Annotated in this window: 10 protein-coding genes and 10 tRNA genes; 16 read left to right on the forward strand and 4 right to left on the reverse strand. The window is 38.9% G+C overall.

The features are described from left to right. Positions 1-27 precede the first annotated feature (27 nt). Positions 28-1,002 (reverse strand): ParB/RepB/Spo0J family partition protein, encoded by a 975-nt coding sequence (locus tag C9J38_RS17985; protein WP_045085007.1) that lies wholly within the window; start codon positions 1,000-1,002, stop codon positions 28-30. Positions 1,003-1,009: 7 nt separating this feature from the next. Further along, positions 1,010-2,224 (reverse strand): AAA family ATPase, encoded by a 1,215-nt coding sequence (locus C9J38_RS17990; RefSeq protein ID WP_045085008.1) that lies wholly within the window; start codon positions 2,222-2,224, stop codon positions 1,010-1,012. A gap of 1,357 nt (positions 2,225-3,581) precedes the next feature. Here C9J38_RS17990 and C9J38_RS18000 point away from each other — a divergent pair. The 4 genes from C9J38_RS18000 to C9J38_RS18015 all read left to right on the forward strand — a co-directional run bounded on the left by C9J38_RS18000 (position 3,582) and on the right by C9J38_RS18015 (position 13,380). Further along, positions 3,582-5,582 carry a replication initiator protein RctB domain-containing protein gene (locus C9J38_RS18000; RefSeq protein WP_107208293.1) on the forward strand — a complete coding sequence of 667 codons (2,001 nt, stop codon included), beginning with the start codon at positions 3,582-3,584 and terminating at the stop codon, positions 5,580-5,582. A 167-nt stretch (positions 5,583-5,749) separates the two neighbouring features. Further along, positions 5,750-8,050, forward strand: a complete 2,301-nt coding sequence (locus C9J38_RS18005) for a patatin-like phospholipase family protein (protein ID WP_107208294.1) — start codon at positions 5,750-5,752, stop codon at positions 8,048-8,050. 403 nt (positions 8,051-8,453) lie between these two features. Next, positions 8,454-12,851, forward strand: coding sequence for a M36 family metallopeptidase (locus C9J38_RS18010; RefSeq protein ID WP_107208295.1), 4,398 nt, complete (start codon positions 8,454-8,456; stop codon positions 12,849-12,851). A 244-nt stretch (positions 12,852-13,095) separates the two neighbouring features. Continuing rightward, positions 13,096-13,380 (forward strand): hypothetical protein, encoded by a 285-nt coding sequence (locus C9J38_RS18015; RefSeq protein ID WP_105061657.1) that lies wholly within the window; start codon positions 13,096-13,098, stop codon positions 13,378-13,380. Between the two features lie 44 nt (positions 13,381-13,424). Here C9J38_RS18015 and C9J38_RS18020 read toward each other — a convergent pair whose 3' ends face one another. Further along, a complete protein-coding gene (locus C9J38_RS18020) occupies positions 13,425-14,228 on the reverse strand; it encodes a helix-turn-helix transcriptional regulator (protein WP_105061658.1) in 804 nt (267 codons plus the stop codon). Positions 14,229-14,301: 73 nt separating this feature from the next. After that, positions 14,302-14,925 (reverse strand): hypothetical protein, encoded by a 624-nt coding sequence (locus tag C9J38_RS18025; protein WP_107208296.1) that lies wholly within the window; start codon positions 14,923-14,925, stop codon positions 14,302-14,304. 268 nt (positions 14,926-15,193) lie between these two features. Here C9J38_RS18025 and C9J38_RS18030 point away from each other — a divergent pair. The 12 genes from C9J38_RS18030 (at position 15,194) to uvrB (ending at position 19,803) form a co-directional block, all read left to right on the forward strand. After that, a tRNA-Ser gene (locus C9J38_RS18030) sits at positions 15,194-15,284 on the forward strand. Between the two features lie 39 nt (positions 15,285-15,323). Then, positions 15,324-15,400, forward strand: a tRNA-Asp gene (locus C9J38_RS18035). 43 nt (positions 15,401-15,443) lie between these two features. Continuing rightward, positions 15,444-15,519, forward strand: a tRNA-Thr gene (locus C9J38_RS18040). 9 nt (positions 15,520-15,528) lie between these two features. After that, positions 15,529-15,613: transfer RNA gene (locus C9J38_RS18045), tRNA-Tyr, on the forward strand. Positions 15,614-15,620: 7 nt separating this feature from the next. Continuing rightward, positions 15,621-15,696: transfer RNA gene (locus C9J38_RS18050), tRNA-Asn, on the forward strand. A gap of 419 nt (positions 15,697-16,115) precedes the next feature. Further along, a tRNA-Ser gene (locus C9J38_RS18055) sits at positions 16,116-16,206 on the forward strand. A 39-nt stretch (positions 16,207-16,245) separates the two neighbouring features. Further along, positions 16,246-16,322 (forward strand) — tRNA-Asp (locus C9J38_RS18060). 43 nt (positions 16,323-16,365) lie between these two features. Continuing rightward, a tRNA-Thr gene (locus C9J38_RS18065) sits at positions 16,366-16,441 on the forward strand. Between the two features lie 9 nt (positions 16,442-16,450). Then, a tRNA-Tyr gene (locus C9J38_RS18070) sits at positions 16,451-16,535 on the forward strand. A gap of 7 nt (positions 16,536-16,542) precedes the next feature. Continuing rightward, positions 16,543-16,618 (forward strand) — tRNA-Asn (locus C9J38_RS18075). Positions 16,619-17,028: 410 nt separating this feature from the next. Then, entirely contained in the window at positions 17,029-17,589 is a 561-nt protein-coding gene (locus C9J38_RS18080; protein WP_107208297.1) for a 3'-5' exonuclease, read from the forward strand. Positions 17,590-17,832: 243 nt separating this feature from the next. Continuing rightward, positions 17,833-19,803, forward strand: coding sequence for an excinuclease ABC subunit UvrB (gene uvrB / locus C9J38_RS18085; RefSeq protein WP_107208298.1), 1,971 nt, complete (start codon positions 17,833-17,835; stop codon positions 19,801-19,803). The last annotated feature ends 90 nt before the right edge of the window (positions 19,804-19,893 follow it).

Here is a 19,893-nt window from a genome sequence, read left to right on the forward strand (position 1 = left end):
AGAGTGCGTGGTTTTAATAAGAATTGATTATTTCAGATAATCATTTAAATAATCAAGAATGTCACTGACTTGGCGATCGCTCATTTTTTTCAAACGTAACTGTAACTTATCACCATCGCGGGTATAACTTACTTTACCTTTAATAAGCTCTTGAGAACTTGGTTTTTCAACAACAGCTTTTGGCTGAAGTGCATCACCCATCTCTTCAAGTTTAACCGTCACTTCGCGAGTAATACGGCTGATCCCTTGTGCTTTGATTGTTTTCCAAAGTGCCGTATTTTCTGCACTTAGCTCTTCAATCATCTTTTTCTGTTGTTCAGCGTCTAAGCCAAAAAACACACGGTGAAGTTTAACTATCGTAGGACGGCCAAGTTCGCCAACGCTAGGATAAGCCATCAGCAATTCCATCGGTAAACTTGCCGCTTTTAAAGCGCCACTCACCAGGGCTTCACTGCATTGTAAATAACGCGCTAACTCTTTTTGATCCGCAACTTTTCCACTATCAAGGAGATGTTGCATCTCTTTACCACGCTCAAATAAACTTAACGGTTTATGAGCGTTAGCGACGTCAGATAAAAATTTAGCGTGTTCAGTATTAATGCCTTTAGCAACATAAATTAAGAAATCTTTATGAGCTAAAATACAAGACATTCGACGGCGGCTACCGTCTAAAACTTCAATACGACCATCATCTAACCAACGACCAACAGCGGGATATTGCTGTCCACGATCTTTCAATGTCGATAATATATCAGCGAGTGCATGCTCATTTAAAAATGCTTGTTCACGTGCATTCTCAGCAAAAACAGTGGTTTTAGTACTGACATCATCTGCATTAATTTTGATTAATTCAAACGCAACTGTTTCTTCACCCGCTACCGCTAATTCTATTACAGCAGCTTTATCGCGCGCAGCTGTTTGTGCTTCTGTTACATTAGTCGCGCGACGTTTGTCCGCTTTACCGAACAGACGAGCATTAAGATCAGTTGTTTTAATAGCCATCTGTTAGTTACTCCTCGTTAAGATTTGCCCAGTGGCTATGCATAACGCGTTCTAGTTCTAAACCAACGCGTTGAATAGCCTCTTGGGCGGTTGAAAGGGTCTTTTTACCCCCTTCAAACTCTGCTGCCGTTAAATCAAATACCGTACTATAGGTATCAGCACAAGTTTCAAATGCACGGCTACGTGGCACTGTTGCCATCATAACTTGATCACGAAGCAGGTAATTCATTTCAGTTAACACAGAAACTTGCTTCTTATTATCGTCTTCAAACATTGTCGGCATTAAACGAATAAATTCTAAACCATGCCAATCTTCAGGGAACATCTCGTAAACAGTCGGTAAATGCTGGAAAAAGTTAACAGTAGATGCCCAGTCAAGACGTTTTGCAGCACAAGGAATGATTAACGCATTAGATGCATACATTGCATTCCATACCAGTGGGTCAATGTGAGGACCCGTATCAATCATAATAATGTCGAACTCATCTGCAATTGGATCAATGACTTTTTCTTTGAGTAAACGAACAATATCAAGGTCTTGATTTACTGCAAGATCTTGCCATGCATCAGCATTAAACATCGCATCTTCAGGGAAGGCCGCTATCGTTTTAAGGTTAGGATATTGGGTTGGCATAACCACATTATCTTTTAAGAAATCTTTATCCATTTCAACGCCATCAGGTACGTTATCAAGCATAACGTCAACAGCGGAATAAATCGTTTCTTGTTTTCCCACACTTATAAGAGGGTTTAAAAACAGACGTAATGAACCCTGTGGATCAAGGTCGATAAGACAAATACGATAGCGTTTATCTAAATCTAATGCTAAACAAGCAGCGATATGAACCGCTGTCATTGATTTACCCGTACCACCTTTCTGATTCTGAACATTAACAACCCAAGGTTTACGGCCAGCTCCTTCTCTCTCATGAAAAGCCGGTTTTTTTGCAGCTTTCATCAGCTTATGGGCTTCTTCTAATGTAATAGAGTAGTGATTAGCATTATTTTTCGTAAATTGATGACCATCAGCCTCCATACGAGAAATTGCATCATCAAGTTTACGTCTTGTTAACCCTGAGCGTGTTTCCATTAAAGCCTTAGACATCGGAGGGAATAGCTCCTCACGACGCTCTTCTAAAACAATCTCAATTCGGTCCGCTTGTACTTGTTTTGTTTGCTCTGCAATGTTGAGCAAATTTTGGATCGTCTGTTCCCTATTCATTATCACTCTTCGCCATGATGATAGACTGAGCAATATTGTACAACAAACACAGAACATAACAATAAAAAGCTGAACAATCAGTGTGATATTAATCTAAAGTCAAAAAGCTTTATGTTTGATAAAAGCAGATATGAGATAAATATTTGAACATTTTATGACGTTAACTATGTGATTAACTACTCGAAATAAGAGACAGATTTAAAGTGTTACAACGTCACAACTTTACAATGTAAATTGATTTTAGCTAGCTATTTACAGAAGCATGAGAAAAACAAGCTAAGTTACGGGAGATGTTATTTCAATTTCAGATACAGCTAAAATTAGACAAATAACGATAAGATCTAACACTATGATGAAATTGAATAATTTCATAGCTATTTCATTAAAAAAATTATGAAATAGCAAATAAAGCCAGATCTCATCACCTAAAAGTCGAAATAGAGCGAACAAAATCTTGATCATTGTTCCGAGAAAATAGCTGCGATCACGAAACGATGATCAAGTGCTCTAACGGCAATATAAATCAGAACTTCAATCGATTATAAGATCAAATTTTCAGGAAAAATGATCAAGGTAAAAGGGAGGCGCTAGCGCCTTACAACAATAGTTACGGAAGCATGATCGAAAGGTGATAAGTTACGGTGAATGTAGGTTCAATAAGGGTTTAGCACACAAAACCTCCCTTAGAAGGTGTCCAAAAGGTCAATATTGAATAAATAGTACAGATATTTGAAATGCAGATTCATTTACTTGATCATTTTTCCTAATATTAAACGACAAAATAGGCACTTCTTTAGCAACATAACGAATCAATGTAATATGGATTAATCGTTATGGTCGCGGTAATTACTTTTTATCCGACTTTTAAAAGTGAATAGAATTTAAACAAAATGGTTCGAACGGCACTTACATGATCATTGTTCCGACTAAAAACGCCTTAATAAATGACTTTTACAGCGTGGAATTAAAGATCAATCAATACAGATAAAGGATTACTGTGGATAACCCTGTGAATAAGCATTGAATCTATTATGATCATGCTTTCAATTGAATGTTGATCATCGTTTCAGAATCCAGATGATCATGCTTCCTATGTTATGATGATCATGTTTTCAATCAACTGTTGATCACACTTCCGATAAAACCATGATCATTGTTCCGTAACGTCACTATTTTATCTTCTTTTAAAACAAAATGTTACATTGTAAAATAGAACCAGATCATTAGATCAGTTAATCAAATAGATCAGAATTAATCATAAAGATCAGTATTAAAAATCTTTAAATAAAAAACTTTATTTATTGATCTTTTTCTATTAATCTTTGCGGAAAGATGATGAATCTACGGCCAATGACAAATGAAACAACCTCGTAATAGTGAAAATGCCCCAATTGAAAAAATATTGATCGAAGCCCCTAGATCGCACAAAGATGGTCATTTATTTTTGATCCATTCAAATCTTGTCGATTGGCTTCCGCAATATCAACATTTCAAAGGGGTCACCAAAAGTATTATTGAATTGCTCAATATTATTTCGCTACGTGGTTTATCAAGCAAAGATGGTTATGTATCAACAACTGAACTTGTTGAAGCAACGGAAGGTCAATTAACGCGAGCGGCAATTCAGCAACGTTTACGTGCAGCTGTGAGTGTTGGTTTATTTAATCAGCAGCCTGTAAGGTTCGAAGAAGGCTTAGCCGGTAAAACCATGCTGCATCACTTCATCAATCCATCTTTGCTGATCTCTCAATTGGGCACGGGGAGTTTACAATCAGACCAATTTAAAGAAAAAGAAAAACAAAAACGTTCAAAAGCATTAGCACAAAATCATGTTAATCGACGCTTACTGACAGAACATGGTTTAGGCACCCCACCTAGTATGCCTGATGAAGCTGATCAAATTGTGGTTTCACCAACCAGCTGGGCAGGGATCATTGATCAAGCGTTAGCGCCACCGAGAACTAAAAAAAGTTATCAAAAATCAATGGTTGCGATCAGTGGTACGAAAGCGATCATTGAGACACGATCATCAAAGTCGATCATGACGGTGGATGATCTCATGACACTGTTTGCGTTGTTTACCCTAACGGTTCAGTACCATGATCACCATATCGCTGATTATGAAATTCAAGCGCGATCGATGGTAAATAAGACGCCAGTCTATATCACTGATATTTTGGCTCTACGAGGCAAAAAAGACAGTGGCCCGGCACGCGATTCTATTCGAGAAAGTATTGATCGTATTGAATTTACTGATTTTCAATTACACGAACTCACTGGTCGTTGGCTAAGTGAAAATATGCCTGAAGGGTTTAAGAGTGATCGTTTTCGTTTTATTGCTAGAACGATCACGGCTTCAGAAGAAGCGCCTCAAGAAGGGGAAGATGGTGAGATCAGGATCAAACCTAATTTGTATATTTTGGTGTGGGAACCGTCATTTTTTGATGAACTATTAACACGCGATTATTTTTTCTTGTTTCCACCTGAAATTTTACGTCAGCATACGCTTGTGTTTCAGTTGTATACTTTTTTCCGTAGTCGCATGTCTCGTCGTGTCAATGACTCTATGCTTTTAAGTGATTTAAATCAAAAGCTTGCTAGAAATATTGAATGGCGACGTTTTTCTTCTGATCTTATTCGAGAATTGAAAAAATTAGCTGAAGGAAAAGTAACAGAAACGATATTTGCGGTGAATTTATGGGGATACCATTTAACGATCAGTGCTGAAGAGCCTGATAAACGTTACACAGATTATCGTATTGATATTAAATGTGATGCTGATGAAGTGATCCGATATTCACGTGCTAAAACGACCAATGAAGGTAAGCGTACGATGGCACCAACAATGCCAAACCCGTTACGTAATGAGATCATGCCAAAGCAAGAATTAGAACAATTATCCGCCATTATTGATGGTGAGTTTGAACCGATTCAGCGAAAGGCACCGCGTCCGAAAGGCCGATTAGGGCGTCGTATTAAGTTGCGTAAGCATCTTGTTGAGATTAATGCAGATGAATTAACGATTGTGTTATCTAAATATACCTCACCAGAAGCGCTCCAGCGAAGCATAACGGCTTTATCTGCAATGACTGGTCATCCATCATCAGTTATTACTGAAGAGTGCCACGGATACTTAGAGAAGCTAGATTGGTTATATGTTTCTGGTCAAAAAGTCAGTTATGAAACTTTAAGTCGTACCGTTGAGTTATATAACAGTCGCCAAGACGAACGTCATTTATCGATTGAACGTTTAATTTCAGGCTTAGCTGTTAGACGAAAAGTCTGTCAACTTGTCCATGAAGGCCATATTAATGAGCAGGTTTTAAAAGCACTTGATGATGTCGCCAAAGGCATTTAAAGCTGTTGCGTTAGAAAGAAAAAGAGCGTTTTGTACGCTCTTTTTTCATTTTATTAACGGAATATTTAGTATTTAGTGTATTTTATTAAGCGATTCGTAGTTTTAGTGAATATTTTAACGATGAGAGGAACTCGTTGGTTAAAATATTTTCATTGTGATAGCGCTAAATGATTGGGAACTTCATGGTGTTGAAAAAGCATAGAATAATAAAAACCGTATTATTTATGGCACTCAGTGTACAGTCTCTTACAGTGTATGCGAGTGTAGATGAACGTCCCAAACTGAATCGAGAACGGATTGGACTTGTTCTTAGCGGTGGTGGTGCAAAAGGAGCTGCTCACATCGGCGTACTGGAAGTACTAGAAGAAAACCGCATTCCTGTTGATATCGTAACCGGTACCAGTATGGGCGCTTATGTTGGCGGTATGTACGCCATGGGGTTAAGTGCTAAAGAAGTAAAACGTCGTACCTTTGGTGTTAAATGGGAAGAAGGTTACCTCGATCGTGCTAGTCGTAACGATCTTACGTTACGTAGAAAGCAGCAAAGTGATAGATATCAATTACATACTGATATTGGTCTCGACCTGAATGGTGAATTTAAATCGCGTTCAGGCGCATTTCAAGGTCAAGGATTTGCTAAAATTCTACGAGATGTGACTGATAACCTTCCTGCTTTAAAATCTTTTGATCAGCTCGCAATCCCGTATCGAAGTGTAGCTACCGATATTGCTAAAGTGAAACCTGTTATATTAAGTTCAGGTCATTTAGCGACAGCAATGCAAGCATCAATGACAGTACCAGGGGCGTTAAAGCCGGTTCACTTAAATGGGAAACTATTGGTTGATGGTGGTGTTGTTAACAATATGCCTGTTAATGTGGCCAAAGTGCTTGGTGCTGATGCCATTATTGCGGTTGATTTACGTGATAATTTAATGCCAAGTAAAGATCTTGATAGTGCGTTAAATATCGTTGCTCAATTAACGACTTATATGACCAATGCGAGTGCTGATCTGCAAAAAAGTCTCATGGCCGAAGGTGATGTATATCTCCAGCCTGATGTGTCATTTATGACTGCCGCTGATTTTGATCAAATGAAAAAAGCATATTTAGCGGGAAGGAAAGTGGCAACGGCTTCGCTACCAAAATTACTTCGTTATCAATTATCAGATCACGATTATCAAGCTTATATTAAACAAAAACAAAATCGTCGAAGCCAATTAACCGCAGCTTCTGCTTATTACATTGATAAGATAAAAATAAAGAATAATACCCGTTTACCTGAAAAAACCTTATTGTCTCAGTTGGATTTAAAAACTGGTCGAGTAATTTCTAATGAAGAATTAGAGCAAGCAGTTAAACGACTACAAAGTGAAGATGTTTATGGTCGAATTACTTACCAAATTAAGCAAGAAAACGGCGAAAACGTGCTTGATATGGATATTAATGAAAAATCATGGGGACCGGGGTATTTAAACTTTACTTTGGCGTTCGAAGATGATTTTGTCAATCGTTCAAACTTCTCTTTTGGTGCTCAATATCTATATACCGATCTCACTGATAAAGGGGGAGAGTGGCTAACAGAGTTCTCATTAGGTAGTTGGAAAAATATCAATACTGAATTTTATTTCCCACTCGATTATAAACAGCAATTTTTTACAGAAATTGGTGCTGGTGCAAGTAACGAGGTAAGGAAATTCAATCGTCCTACTATTAATTATGTCGATGGGAATAGTGATGATCGGTTTAATATCGAAACTGAATATCGACATGTTAATGGTTATGCTGCTATTGGTTGGAATTTAAAATCATCAGCAGAAGCAGTTCTTGGATACAGTGTTCAAAAAGGCTCTATCACGGTCCTTTCAAAACGAGATAAAGAGAATTATTTCGTGCACGGCCCTTATATAAACTTAATTTATGATGACTTAGATAGTTTCTATTTTCCGTCAAAAGGTTTATATGCGAATGCAACCACGGGTTATAACCAAACAACCAGTGAGTATAAAGATAAGGGTGAAGTAAATGGCAATACCACTTTTTATAACTTATCGATTAAAAAACCGTTTACTTATGATCGACATACCTTGGTGTTAAATGCGAAAACGGCTGGATCTGATTCAGACGAAATATTACCGATATTTGTTCAGGCGTTAGGTGGCTTATTTAATTTATCTGGTTATCACCGTTACGAGTTAAATGGCCGTTACAGTGCATTTACTAGCATTGTCTATCGTTATCGTGTCATGGATAATAACTTTGGCGCATTTAAATTACCTGTTTATGTGGGAGGGTCTTTAGAGCATGGGGGAGTTTGGGCTAAATCTTCAGAAATGTCTTGGGGCTCAGCTGTGACTGCAGGCAGTGTTTATGTTGCTGTTGACTCTATTATAGGTCCTGTTTACTTGAGTTATGGTCAAGCAGAAGACGGCAATAACTCGTTCTACCTTTCTCTTGGCTCTTCGTGGTAATCAATAAAGCAAGGTTAAGTAAATTTACTTAACCTTGCTTATTTTAATTTTGAATATGTTGTGTATTTACATTGTTATGACAAATATATCTACGTATATGGCAAAATAATTACCGATATAACCTTTGTCTTATCGTACTAAGGATTAATTATTTAAGAAGGATCTTGAATTATAATCACTTTTGTATTGTATATTACGTTTGCGAGCATCTTGCTCGCTTTTTTTTTAACTAATATTTTATTTAATTACTTGTTATATTTATCCTATTTTTAATATTTCAATGGTACTTATTTATTAAGTATTTTCTTTCTTTTAAACAAGACAAATAAAAAATAAACCGTTTCTATAATCACAAAGTTAATTTGTATTCGCAAAGTAAACTGAGATAAATAGAGGCTTGCTCATGAAAATTATCCGAGTGTTTATATGGCTCGCAATGCTAATAAGTATTGTGAGTTGTAATGGTAGCAGTGAAGATACAGTAGCACCCAGTAGTGATAGTAAAACTGTAGTCATTGATTTTACTCCTGAATTCACTGCATTTCGTATGGCTATCCCCTCCACAAAAAATGAACAAATAGGAAAAAATACTTCATCACCAATCTTATTAGTGGGGACTTTACAAGCAACGAATACAGCTACGAATGCTGTCGATGAGTTCGATTGGAAAGCGTATCTACATCTTGATACGTTTAAAGTGGAATCGGAAACAACGGTTGGCTTAACACCGGGTAATTATGATCTTATGCTTGATATTGAGCATGATGGACAAAAATATCATGGTGAAGCGAACACCAATATTGTCGATGGTAATTCCCCTATTGCGATGAATTTAACCCCTGTATTAGGCAAACTTGATATTGACGTTTCTGTTAATCCTGAAATGGCTAAACTCTTTTTTAAAGTCGATCCTAACGAATTAAATTTATTAGGTTTAGGAACCCCTATTGTTGGTATTGGGCTTGATAATAATCAAGAAATGAAGTTTTTAATCAACAAAAATTCAGCGCAATCTGATCTTTTTTTTAATATCCAATATGGTAGCTATTTCGTTGATATTAATTTCTACAATGACACTGAAAAAGTGGGACATTTAGATATACCAAACCAAGTATTAAATATTGATCAAAATACTGCTATTGCGAATTATGATGTGGTTCCATTGATGGGGGTCAGCGTCATTACATTTAATGAGCAAGGAGAGACTACAGATATCACGGTTAAAATTCCTAACTCGATTATTACCCATGTTCAGCAATTATCAGATCTTAATACTGAGCTTAAGCTATTAGATCCTAACAATATGATAGTGTTTGATGATCAAGTGATATTTACCCAAGATCCAAATACACCTGATAGTTACATCGCAACGCTACCGATGAATTTGAATTTTGCTCAAACACAGATCCATGGTTTGTTTTTAACATTAAAATTTTTCGATACCGCGGATAATCCGACTGTTGCATTTGCAAGTTGTACTTCAGAGAGTTTTCATTTAGAGCACAATGATAAAACCTTAGGCTGTCAGGTGACGTTTAACGATACAACGATTGATGTTGTAACGGCACTTAATGCCCATTTTGTGGTGAATGTTTATGATGTCAACGGTAACCCTGTTAAAGATGCTCAAATCTTTATTGATGATGCAGCAACTCCTATTGGTGTAACTGGGGAAGATCCGTCGACCAGTGATGGTGCGCTGGTATTCAATACATCTATAGGTGAACACGATATTAAGGCTAAAGCGATTGGTTATGTCGCTGAAAAAGTCGTTAATGCTGCACCTCTAAGCATCAATAATGTTGATTTATATTTAATGATCCCTGAATCACCACCAGCAGATGCTGTTGAATCAAGAAACTATGATACGCGGGTATCTTTAACTGAAAATATCAATATTTTACCCAGTACAGAGCAAATAAACCTTGCTAATGACATGATGGTAAGAATACCGCCGGTGAAAATTGATTATGAAAAACGCACAGGTGTAGCGCGTGTTCTTTATAATCAGACAGGCTATTTGACTGATGCTGATCTAAGTAAAACCACAGAGCAAGTGGTGATGGATTTTCTTGAAGATAATCGACGATTATTACATTTATCACCTACCGATATTGCCAATGTAGAGCAACAAGTTTATGAAACTGCAGCGACAGGTGCGAAGCGTTTTTACTTACAACAAAAAATCCATGGGCGTGATGTCTTTAATGCTTTGCTACAAGTAAATGTGAATCGTGATGGTCGTATCTTAAGTGTGAATAACACCTTCTCACCACATATTGATCAAGTGATTTTGAGTAAGCAACCACCCACCATAACGATTAAGCAAGCGATCATTAATGCGGCTGAAAAAGTAGGGATCAAGGTTCGCCACCAGCCAACCATTGAAAATGAAGATCTTGGCGCAGATGATCAAGCAACAAAAGTTAATGCCGCCAGTGCTTCAAGAGAGCCGATTGACGCTAAATTAGTTTACATGCCAGTCAAAAATGATGAACTACGTTTGGCATGGTCTTTCTTACTCTTTACTCATGATCAACGTCATGTCTATCAAATGTTGGTTGATGCCAATAGTGGTGAACTTCTCGCTTACTTTGATCAGGTTGATGAGCACAGCTATGAAGTGTTTCAATATCCTGTTGAATCACCGAATCATGCAACACCTGTTAACGCTCGACAAATTGAAGTTAATCCGGCGGCAAGTCCCGGTTCACCATGGGGATGGCATGATATAAATGCCACCATTGGCAATGAATATACCATCATGCGAGGTAACAATGTTCATGCGTATAATGATTCAAATAATTCAGGTTCACCAACAGGAGTCGAGCCTGATTGTTTGGCGGGTATAAGTTGTGTCTTCCCACTGGATTTTACTCTACCACCACAAGACAACAGCGATGCGGCTGTAGCAAACTTATTCCACTGGAATAACATTATTCACGATATCACCTATTTATATGGCTTTGATCAAGCTTCAGGGAATTTCCAAGTCAATCAATATGGAGCACCCGGTGCTGGTGGCGATGATGTTAAAGCCGAAGCGCAAGATGGCGGGGGAATGAATAATGCTAACTTCTGGACGCCTGCTGATGGTACACGCCCTCGAATGCAAATGTACCTATGGTCATATACCACTCCACAGCGTGACGGTGATTTTGATAATGCGATTATTGTCCATGAGTATGCTCACGGTATTTCCAATCGTTTAGTCGGTGGCCCTGCCAATGTAAATTGTTTAAGTAATTACCAACGACCATCAGAAGGGATCAGTGATCTTTATGCCTTAATGATGACTCAACCAGCTGGGCTCACAGGGGCCGATCCTCGTGCGATGGGGACCTATGTATTAGGTCAACCAACCTCGGGGGCTGGTATACGTCCGCAACGTTACAGTACTGATTCAACGATAAATAATTATACTTATGAAAGTATTACCTCAGGTATGTCAGTACCTCATGGGGTCGGCTCTGTATGGGCACAAGCGGCATGGGAAGTGTACTGGGCATTGGTTGATGAACATGGTTTTGATATTAACTTGTATAATTCATTAGGGGGAAGCGGTAACCAACGTGCCATGTTGTATTTCACCGAAGGGTTGAAAAATACCATTTGTTCACCAAGCTTTATTGATACACGCGACGGTATTATCCAAGCTGCTATCGATAACTATTCGGGTGAAGATGTGTGCTTAATCTGGCGTACGTTTGCAGGCTTTGGACTTGGTGTTGATGCAATATCACCAAGTAGTAATAGTTTAAATGTTACTAATGGCTTTGGTATTCCAAGCTCATGTGACGAGACCGCTGATGTGTGGGTTGAAGATACCCATTATGATTACTTTGGTCCTGCACCTGATACGGGCAATGAGCCTGATGCCAATATGGTTGGTAAATCGATGTGGCGCAGTAAAGCGATTTGGAACCGTGTGGTTGCAGGTAGCCCTGGTCCGCATCAAAATCCAGAGTTTGGCCAGAAAAATGAAATTTACGTTAATGTGAAAAACCGTGGTGCAGCAACGGCCTTTAATACCACTGTTGAAGTGTATTGGGCACATGCATCTACTGGATTAACGTGGCCTGCGGATTGGACATTGCTGGGTACTGATACCATCGGCACTCTACCCGTGGGGGCTGATGTAGAAGCGACAGTTGCTTGGGAACCACCAACAACGGGACATTATTGTTTAGTGGCACGATTAATTAACCCACAAGATCCAATGAGCTTCCCTGAAACAGCGAGCATTAACTATAACACCCGTCAGAACAATAATATTGCATGGCGGAATATGAATGTGGTTGATTTATTGATTAATCAGCAGCAAAAAATATCGTTTATTGCTAGAGGGATCGAGACGAATAATCAACAGATTGTTTTGCAAATAGGTCATGATGAACAGCAACGCTTCTTAGTTGATGGTGGTAAATTAGCGATTAATTTGCTTGAGTTTACAGGCGTTGATGAATGGCAAGAGATCACTCAATTACCCTTTATTATTCGTAATTTACAAACCCCAACAGGTAATGCTAATGAAGCAAATGTGCAATTACGCTTTAGCGCCGATCCTATGCCTATTACAGACAAAGAAAGTGCACTTTACCATCTTGATGTGATGCAGTTAGGTACAACGGCTGCGGGTAATAATCAAGAAATTGGTGGTGTATCGTATGAAATTATTACGCGTACTCACTTAACTGATACGGATAACGATCAGAAACCTGATATCCAAGATGATGATGATGATGATGATCAAGTCCCTGATGAGTTAGATGCTTATCCACTCGATGAATTACGTCATTAATTGTTAATAAGTGACACATTTAAGCCTCGCTATTTAGCGGGGCTTTCTTTTGTTGGTTAAATCGTATGTTTACTCTTAGCGTCTATAATGACTCTTAAATTATCAAATACCTGTATCAAAACATGTCTAATGACGAGTAGATGGTAATTAACTGTAACAGTGAATAAATAGCGAAAAGGGAGTGCTTGCTGCGTCAATCGTATCTTAATACTATCGCGAAAATTCAAGTTACTGACAACGTGTGATGGCATTTTTTAAATTAAAAATTACGCATGGACTTTCTCATTACCCTGATATTATTACCACAACGCGGGATCCACAGCGCGCTTTACAATTTTTAAAGTACGATGTATCACCGTATTCGCGTGGTTTTACTAAAATCGTGATCGTGGATAACAAGCAATATGTGAAAAATTTAGCGAATAATGCCACTGCTGAATTTCAATCTGATTATATCCACGATGGTGAATGCAGTGTATTTACTCTACTGAGTAGTAAAATTCTATTTGCTCGTTGGAATCGTAAGTAATTTAATATCAGTAATATGGATGCGAGCAGTAACAATATAGACAATTATATTTTCGGTGGCATCGCCTCATCACCTAAGCGCTGACGATATTGATCGGGTGTACTGCCTGATTGCTTTTTAAACGCAGTAATAAAGGGAGATGCCTGATGATAGCCCAGTGTTAATGCAATCTCTTTTACTGATAAACCACTACGCAGTAAATGTAGTGAGTAGATAAACTTTCGTCGTTGTCTCCATTCGGTAAAGTTCATCCCAAGTTTATCTTTGAAGTGACGGGCAAGGGTACGCTCTGTCGTATGAAGCATTTTTGCCCATTCCGCTAAACTGCGATTATTGGTTGGGTTTTTTTCAAGTTCAATCAATATTGTTTGTAGGAGCTTATCATCACTTGTTGGTAAGTATTGATGGTGTTCTTTACTCATTAATACCTGATCAAACAACACTTTCACTAAGCGTTTATCTTGCGGGGTTTCAGGGCTAACAATCCGGCGCTCGCGTAAATCACTCACCATGGCTTGCATTAATGGGCTGACTTCCAATAAACAGGCATAATTCGGCAACGCATTAGCGAGTGGCTTGGTAATGTTCATTGAACAATAATTTAAACTACGACGAATATAACTTTGATGCTCCATTGCTGGTGGTACCCATAATGCAAACTGGGGAGGGGCAAGAAAGTGTTTACTCTCCGCTTTTAATTCAATGATCCCTCCACTGATTAGTTGCAATTGTCCCCACGGATGAGCATGTTTCATTGTTCCTGTATTTGGCAGAAAAATCGTATGACCAAAAAAGATATCACCGGGTGGATTATTATCATCAAATAAAGGTTGGTATACGTTTTTCATTGAACTTTAGCTGTCATATGATGTGATAAGAATAGTATACGCAGGTTTTAGGTTATTGATCTACTTTGATAACTTATGGGTACCAGTCGATACCGCAAGTTTGTAGTGCTTTAAGGTAATCATGGGCTAAAGGGTAGCGGCCTACAGTTAATCCATGCAATGGAGTTTGAAATATTCGATATTCTAAAAACTCACCTGTTAGCATTTGATTAAATAAAGATTTAGCAGCATCACCTGTGGCAACGGTATAAGGCGATCTTGAAGCCAACGCTTTTGCCGTTACAGTGCTAAAACTGTGTTGTAATTCATCACGCTGATGCATGTTCATATGACTTAAGTAATGATCGTATCCTATTAGAATATGAGGTGTAATATCCATTTGTTGTTGAAGGTAATAGGGCATATCACGTTGCTTGATTAGCCAACGATAATGACTATCTACCTGTAATTGGATATCGCCAACGGGCAAGGGGTTTTGATCTGGGCTGTGCATGCCGACTCTTACCTGATCATGAACCATATCAACAATAGGATAATAGCTGCTATCTGTTTGCATTGGAGAGATTGCGCGTACACGACAAACAGGCTCACCTGTGAGTTCATCAATAACCGTGATGGCTTGCCATTGAGCGGGATAGAGCGCAACACAGCCCGAACAAAAAAAGATAACAGCAATAAGTATTATATAGAATGGCATATAACATCCTTGTGTATCTCAGTAACGCTTAAAAAGCGCGATAACTGATTTTAGTATATGCAAGCTTTACACATTGTGTTTAATCCCTTGCGAGAAGATAAGATATGTAAAGCGCGGTATTGCTTGAAAAATAAACGTCGAAATGGATTACAAATGGCGATATTGTTACCTTTATTAACACTCTGATTATTTGTTAATCGAGTGGTGTTTTTTCTTAAAATTAGGCTTTACAGATTTTAAATCTATCGGTAATATTCGCCGCACTTACGGAGAGATGGCTGAGTGGTTGAAAGCACCGGTCTTGAAAACCGGCATACGTTTATAGCGTATCTAGGGTTCAAATCCCTATCTCTCCGCCATATTCTAGAGATTCGATTTATCGGGTTTCATAAAGAATTGGAGCGGTAGTTCAGTTGGTTAGAATACCGGCCTGTCACGCCGGGGGTCGCGGGTTCGAGTCCCGTCCGCTCCGCCAACATTTAGATTTAACGGTTACGTTAAATAGACGAAATTATAGTGCCGACTTAGCTCAGTAGGTAGAGCAACTGACTTGTAATCAGTAGGTCACCAGTTCGACTCCGGTAGTCGGCACCATTAAATTTCGGTGGGGTTCCCGAGTGGCCAAAGGGAGCAGATTGTAAATCTGCCGGCACTGCCTTCGAAGGTTCGAATCCTTCCCCCACCACCATTACAATTCCTCCTTAGTTCAGTCGGTAGAACGGCGGACTGTTAATCCGTATGTCGCTGGTTCAAGTCCAGCAGGAGGAGCCAAATAAAAAAGCCCGCAAGCAATTGCGGGTTTTTTTACATCTTAAATTTGGAAAATCATTGCTTAGTAGCTTAGTAGCTTAGTAGCTTAGTAGCTGCTTGGTTATTGGTATCTTTCCTCTCGACCTACCTTACCATTTCTCCCTTAGTTCACTTGGTGATTACCTCTTATCTCTTGTGATCGTTAACCGCAAATTTGGTTATCTACTATGATTCTTTTGAGGTTAGGTGTTGCTATTAAATGATCTATTTTTAGCTTTAATTGTATTATTTATTGAAGATTAAGTGATCATAACCATCTAATAACTATCATATTTGCAAAAAATATTATCAAAATGTGCGTTTGTTAATCGAGTGAGCGTTTTTTCTTAAAAATAGGCTTTACAGGTTTTACATCTATCGGTAATATTCGCCGCACTTACGGAGAGATGGCTGAGTGGTTGAAAGCACCGGTCTTGAAAACCGGCATACGTTTATAGCGTATCTAGGGTTCAAATCCCTATCTCTCCGCCATATTCTAGAGATTCGATTTATCGGGTTTCATAAAGAATTGGAGCGGTAGTTCAGTTGGTTAGAATACCGGCCTGTCACGCCGGGGGTCGCGGGTTCGAGTCCCGTCCGCTCCGCCAACATTTAGATTTAACGGTTACGTTAAATAGACGAAATTTTAGTGCCGACTTAGCTCAGTAGGTAGAGCAACTGACTTGTAATCAGTAGGTCACCAGTTCGACTCCGGTAGTCGGCACCATTAAATTTCGGTGGGGTTCCCGAGTGGCCAAAGGGAGCAGATTGTAAATCTGCCGGCACTGCCTTCGAAGGTTCGAATCCTTCCCCCACCACCATTATAATTCCTCCTTAGTTCAGTCGGTAGAACGGCGGACTGTTAATCCGTATGTCGCTGGTTCAAGTCCAGCAGGAGGAGCCAAATAAAAAAGCCCGCAAGTAATTGCGGGCTTTTTTACATTTGAAATCTAGGCTTTTGTTAACAACTCATTGGGTGATAAAGGTCTATTAACTATTCTTAACTCACTGACGTAACCATACAAAGGATTATGCAATTTACTGTTAGAACACGATGATCCCACAATCCAAGCGGCATCTTCTTTGATTTTCTTATCAACTGATATGTAATCCAGTATTAAAAACGGTATAAACTAAAGGGAAAAATGTACGTTGTTGATCGGTACTTACAGATAGTGTGAGCTTAATTATTTCGCTGTATGTTTTTCTCTATTAACACCATAGAATAGGTTTCTCTCATCTCTTAACGGATGAAGCAGTTAACACAAAATGGTATTATTAACGGCTGTTTTGCCTGTGACACTTGGATAACTAATGAATTTTGACCGTATTGTGTGTTTCGATCTCGAAATGTGTTGTTGGAATGATGGCCGCACATCTAGAACCGGTGAAATCATCGAAATTGGTGTGGCAGAGCTTGATCTCAACACCGGAAAAATTGTTCGTCGGGCACAACATTATGTGCGTCCTACAAAAGATGAAATCTCGCCGTTTTGTACTGAACTAACGGGCATCAAACCTGAGGTCGTTGAAAAAAATGGCAAGCCGCTTTCTGTGATATTAAAATCGATCGAACAAAAGTTTGGTGGTCGACATAAGATCTATGCAGCGTGGGGACATGATGATCGTATTTTGAAAAAGGAATGTTTAGCTAAAGAGCTAAAAGTCCCTTTTCGTGAATATTTAAATCTTGCCACTTTATTTAAATTACAGCGTCATGTGACGAATAAACGATTAGGTCAACGTGCCGCAATGGAAATTGCTGGTGTTGAATGGGAAGGGCGTCAGCATTCGGGTTATGTCGATGCGTATAACCTTGCGCGTTTAGCGGCAACCATGTTCTGCGAAAAAGACACAGATTCAACACAGGAATAGTGTTACTTCCAATCGATTTGTTTAGTAAAGCCGACTGATAGAGTCGGCTTTTTATGTGTATGATGTAATTCGTGCGATGAAAATGCTGTTGTTTATATTTTGTGATTCGGTGCCAATACTTGAGGAGATAGTTGGATAACTAAAATATTAATATTAGTTTGTAGCAAGGGATTAAGTGTTTAAACAGCAAAATATAATGCGTTATGTATACTGACAAAAGCCGCTCATTAAAAGGTCACTTTTATGTCACAGAATACGTTTATTTTGCATTCCGCTTATCCTCCATCAGGCGATCAACCTGAAGCTTTAGCGCGATTAATCGGTAATATTCAAGACGGTGTTACACACCAAACACTGCAAGGGGTTACCGGATCTGGGAAAACTTTCACGATGGCAAATATGATCCATCGTCTTCAGCGTCCTACCTTAATATTGGCCCATAACAAGACGCTTGCCGCACAACTTTATAGTGAAATGAAACGTTTCTTTCCTGAAAATGCTGTCGAGTATTTTGTCTCTTATTACGATTACTACCAACCTGAAGTGTATATTCCTGGTAGTGATCGCTTTATTCGTAAAGATTCTGCAGTGAATCAACAATTGGAACGATTACGTTTATCGACCACCAAATCGTTGATAGAACGTAAAGACGTGATTGTCGTGGCATCGGTATCTGCTATTTATGGCTTAGGCGATCCAGCTCAATATCGCGCGGTACAAATTCCGTTATCAGTGGGTATGACCATCGAAAGGGAAGACTTTATTCAACGTCTTGTCGCGCTGCAATATAGCCGTTGTGAGCGAACGATTGAACGAGCAACTTTCCGTGTCCATGGTGAAATATTTGATATCTATCCAGCAGATTCAGAATCAAAAGCAATACGTGTGGTGATGTTTGATGACACCATTGAGCAACTACAATGGCTTGACCCTATTACAGGGAAAGTGTTGGGCGACATTGAGCATTATTTTGTTTCTCCAAAAACCTTGTATGCCGCTTCAAAAGACAAGTTACTGAAAGCCAGCATTGAAATTCAAAAAGAATTAGAAATGCGTGTCGCTGAATTAAATAATGAAAATCGTATTGTGGAAGCGGCAAGGCTGTATGAGCGCACGACACATGATATAGAAATGATGCAGCAGCTTGGATATTGTTCAGGATTAGAAAACTACTCATGTTATTTAAACGATCGCGATCCTAGCTTGCCACCGACGACATTATTAGATTATTTACCGGAAGATGGCTTACTGTTTATTGATGAATCCCATGTGATGATCCCGCAGATTTCTGCAATGTATCGCAGTGATGTGAGTCGTAAAGAGACATTAATTGATTATGGCTTTCGGTTGCCATCAGCGAAGAACAATCGACCTTTAATGTTTAAAGAATTTGAGCAAATAAAACCACAAACCGTATTTGTATCAGCTACCCCCGGTGAGTACGAACTCAAAAAATCTCAGCAGCATGTTATAGAACAAATCATTCGCCCGACAGGCTTGCTTGATCCTATTGTTGAAGTGCGTCCTTTAGCGACTCAAACCGACGATCTATTAAAAGAAATATCAGAGCGTACGCAAAAAGATGAACGCGTATTGGTGACGACATTAACGAAAAAAAGTGCAGAGGCATTGTATGAGTTAATGGTAGAGCAAGGTATTAAGGTCAGTTATATTCATTCAGAAGTAAAAACCGAGCAACGGGTTGAAATTATAGATGATTTACGTGCAGGTAAATTTGATGTGCTTATTGGGATAAACCTGTTACGAGAAGGATTAGATATTCCAGAGGCCTCATTGGTCGCAGTGTTAAATGCCGATCATGCGGGATTTTTGCGTTCAACACAGGCGCTGATTCAAATCATTGGTCGTGCAGCTCGTAACGCAAACGGTAAAGCGATTTTATATGCTGATAAAATGACGCCTGCAATGCAGCAAGCGATGAATGAATCACAACAACGCCGAGAGCGTCAGGTGGAATATAATAAAGCGCATAATATTACACCAGCCTCCTCTCAACGTAAAAAAGCAAGGATAGATAATAATGAGCCCGCACAACATAGTGTTGAGTTCTGCTCTAATCTATCAGAGTTATGCCAGCAAATTACGACAACAGAAAAAGAACTATTGGTGGCTTGTGATACGAATGATGAAATACACGTTGGTATTTTTAGAGAAAAGCTCAATGAGTTATATCGTCAGTTCATATTTATGTAAAAAGGATACTAATTGACATCTAATTAAGGTCGTAATGACTCGGCCTTAATTACTCACAATCAACCTAACTATATTCATCTGTTATATTCT

Source organism: Photobacterium sp. GB-210, from assembly GCF_003026075.1.
In the GTDB taxonomy this organism is placed as follows: Bacteria; Pseudomonadota; Gammaproteobacteria; order Enterobacterales; family Vibrionaceae; genus Photobacterium.

Bases quoted from the DNA above. Each gene is read 5' to 3' on its own strand.
- C9J38_RS18000 (WP_107208293.1), top strand. From the start codon at position 3,582: ATGAAACAACCTCGTAATAGTGAAAATGCCCCAATTGAAAAAATATTG.
- C9J38_RS18025 (WP_107208296.1), bottom strand. From the start codon at position 14,925: ATGCCATTCTATATAATACTTATTGCTGTTATCTTTTTTTGTTCGGGC.
- C9J38_RS17990 (WP_045085008.1), bottom strand. From the start codon at position 2,224: ATGAATAGGGAACAGACGATCCAAAATTTGCTCAACATTGCAGAGCAA.
- C9J38_RS18005 (WP_107208294.1), top strand. From the start codon at position 5,750: ATGATTGGGAACTTCATGGTGTTGAAAAAGCATAGAATAATAAAAACC.
- C9J38_RS18010 (WP_107208295.1), top strand. From the start codon at position 8,454: ATGAAAATTATCCGAGTGTTTATATGGCTCGCAATGCTAATAAGTATT.
- C9J38_RS17985 (WP_045085007.1), bottom strand. From the start codon at position 1,002: ATGGCTATTAAAACAACTGATCTTAATGCTCGTCTGTTCGGTAAAGCG.
- C9J38_RS18080 (WP_107208297.1), top strand. From the start codon at position 17,029: ATGAATTTTGACCGTATTGTGTGTTTCGATCTCGAAATGTGTTGTTGG.
- uvrB (WP_107208298.1), top strand. From the start codon at position 17,833: ATGTCACAGAATACGTTTATTTTGCATTCCGCTTATCCTCCATCAGGC.
- C9J38_RS18020 (WP_105061658.1), bottom strand. From the start codon at position 14,228: ATGAAAAACGTATACCAACCTTTATTTGATGATAATAATCCACCCGGT.
- C9J38_RS18015 (WP_105061657.1), top strand. From the start codon at position 13,096: ATGGCATTTTTTAAATTAAAAATTACGCATGGACTTTCTCATTACCCT.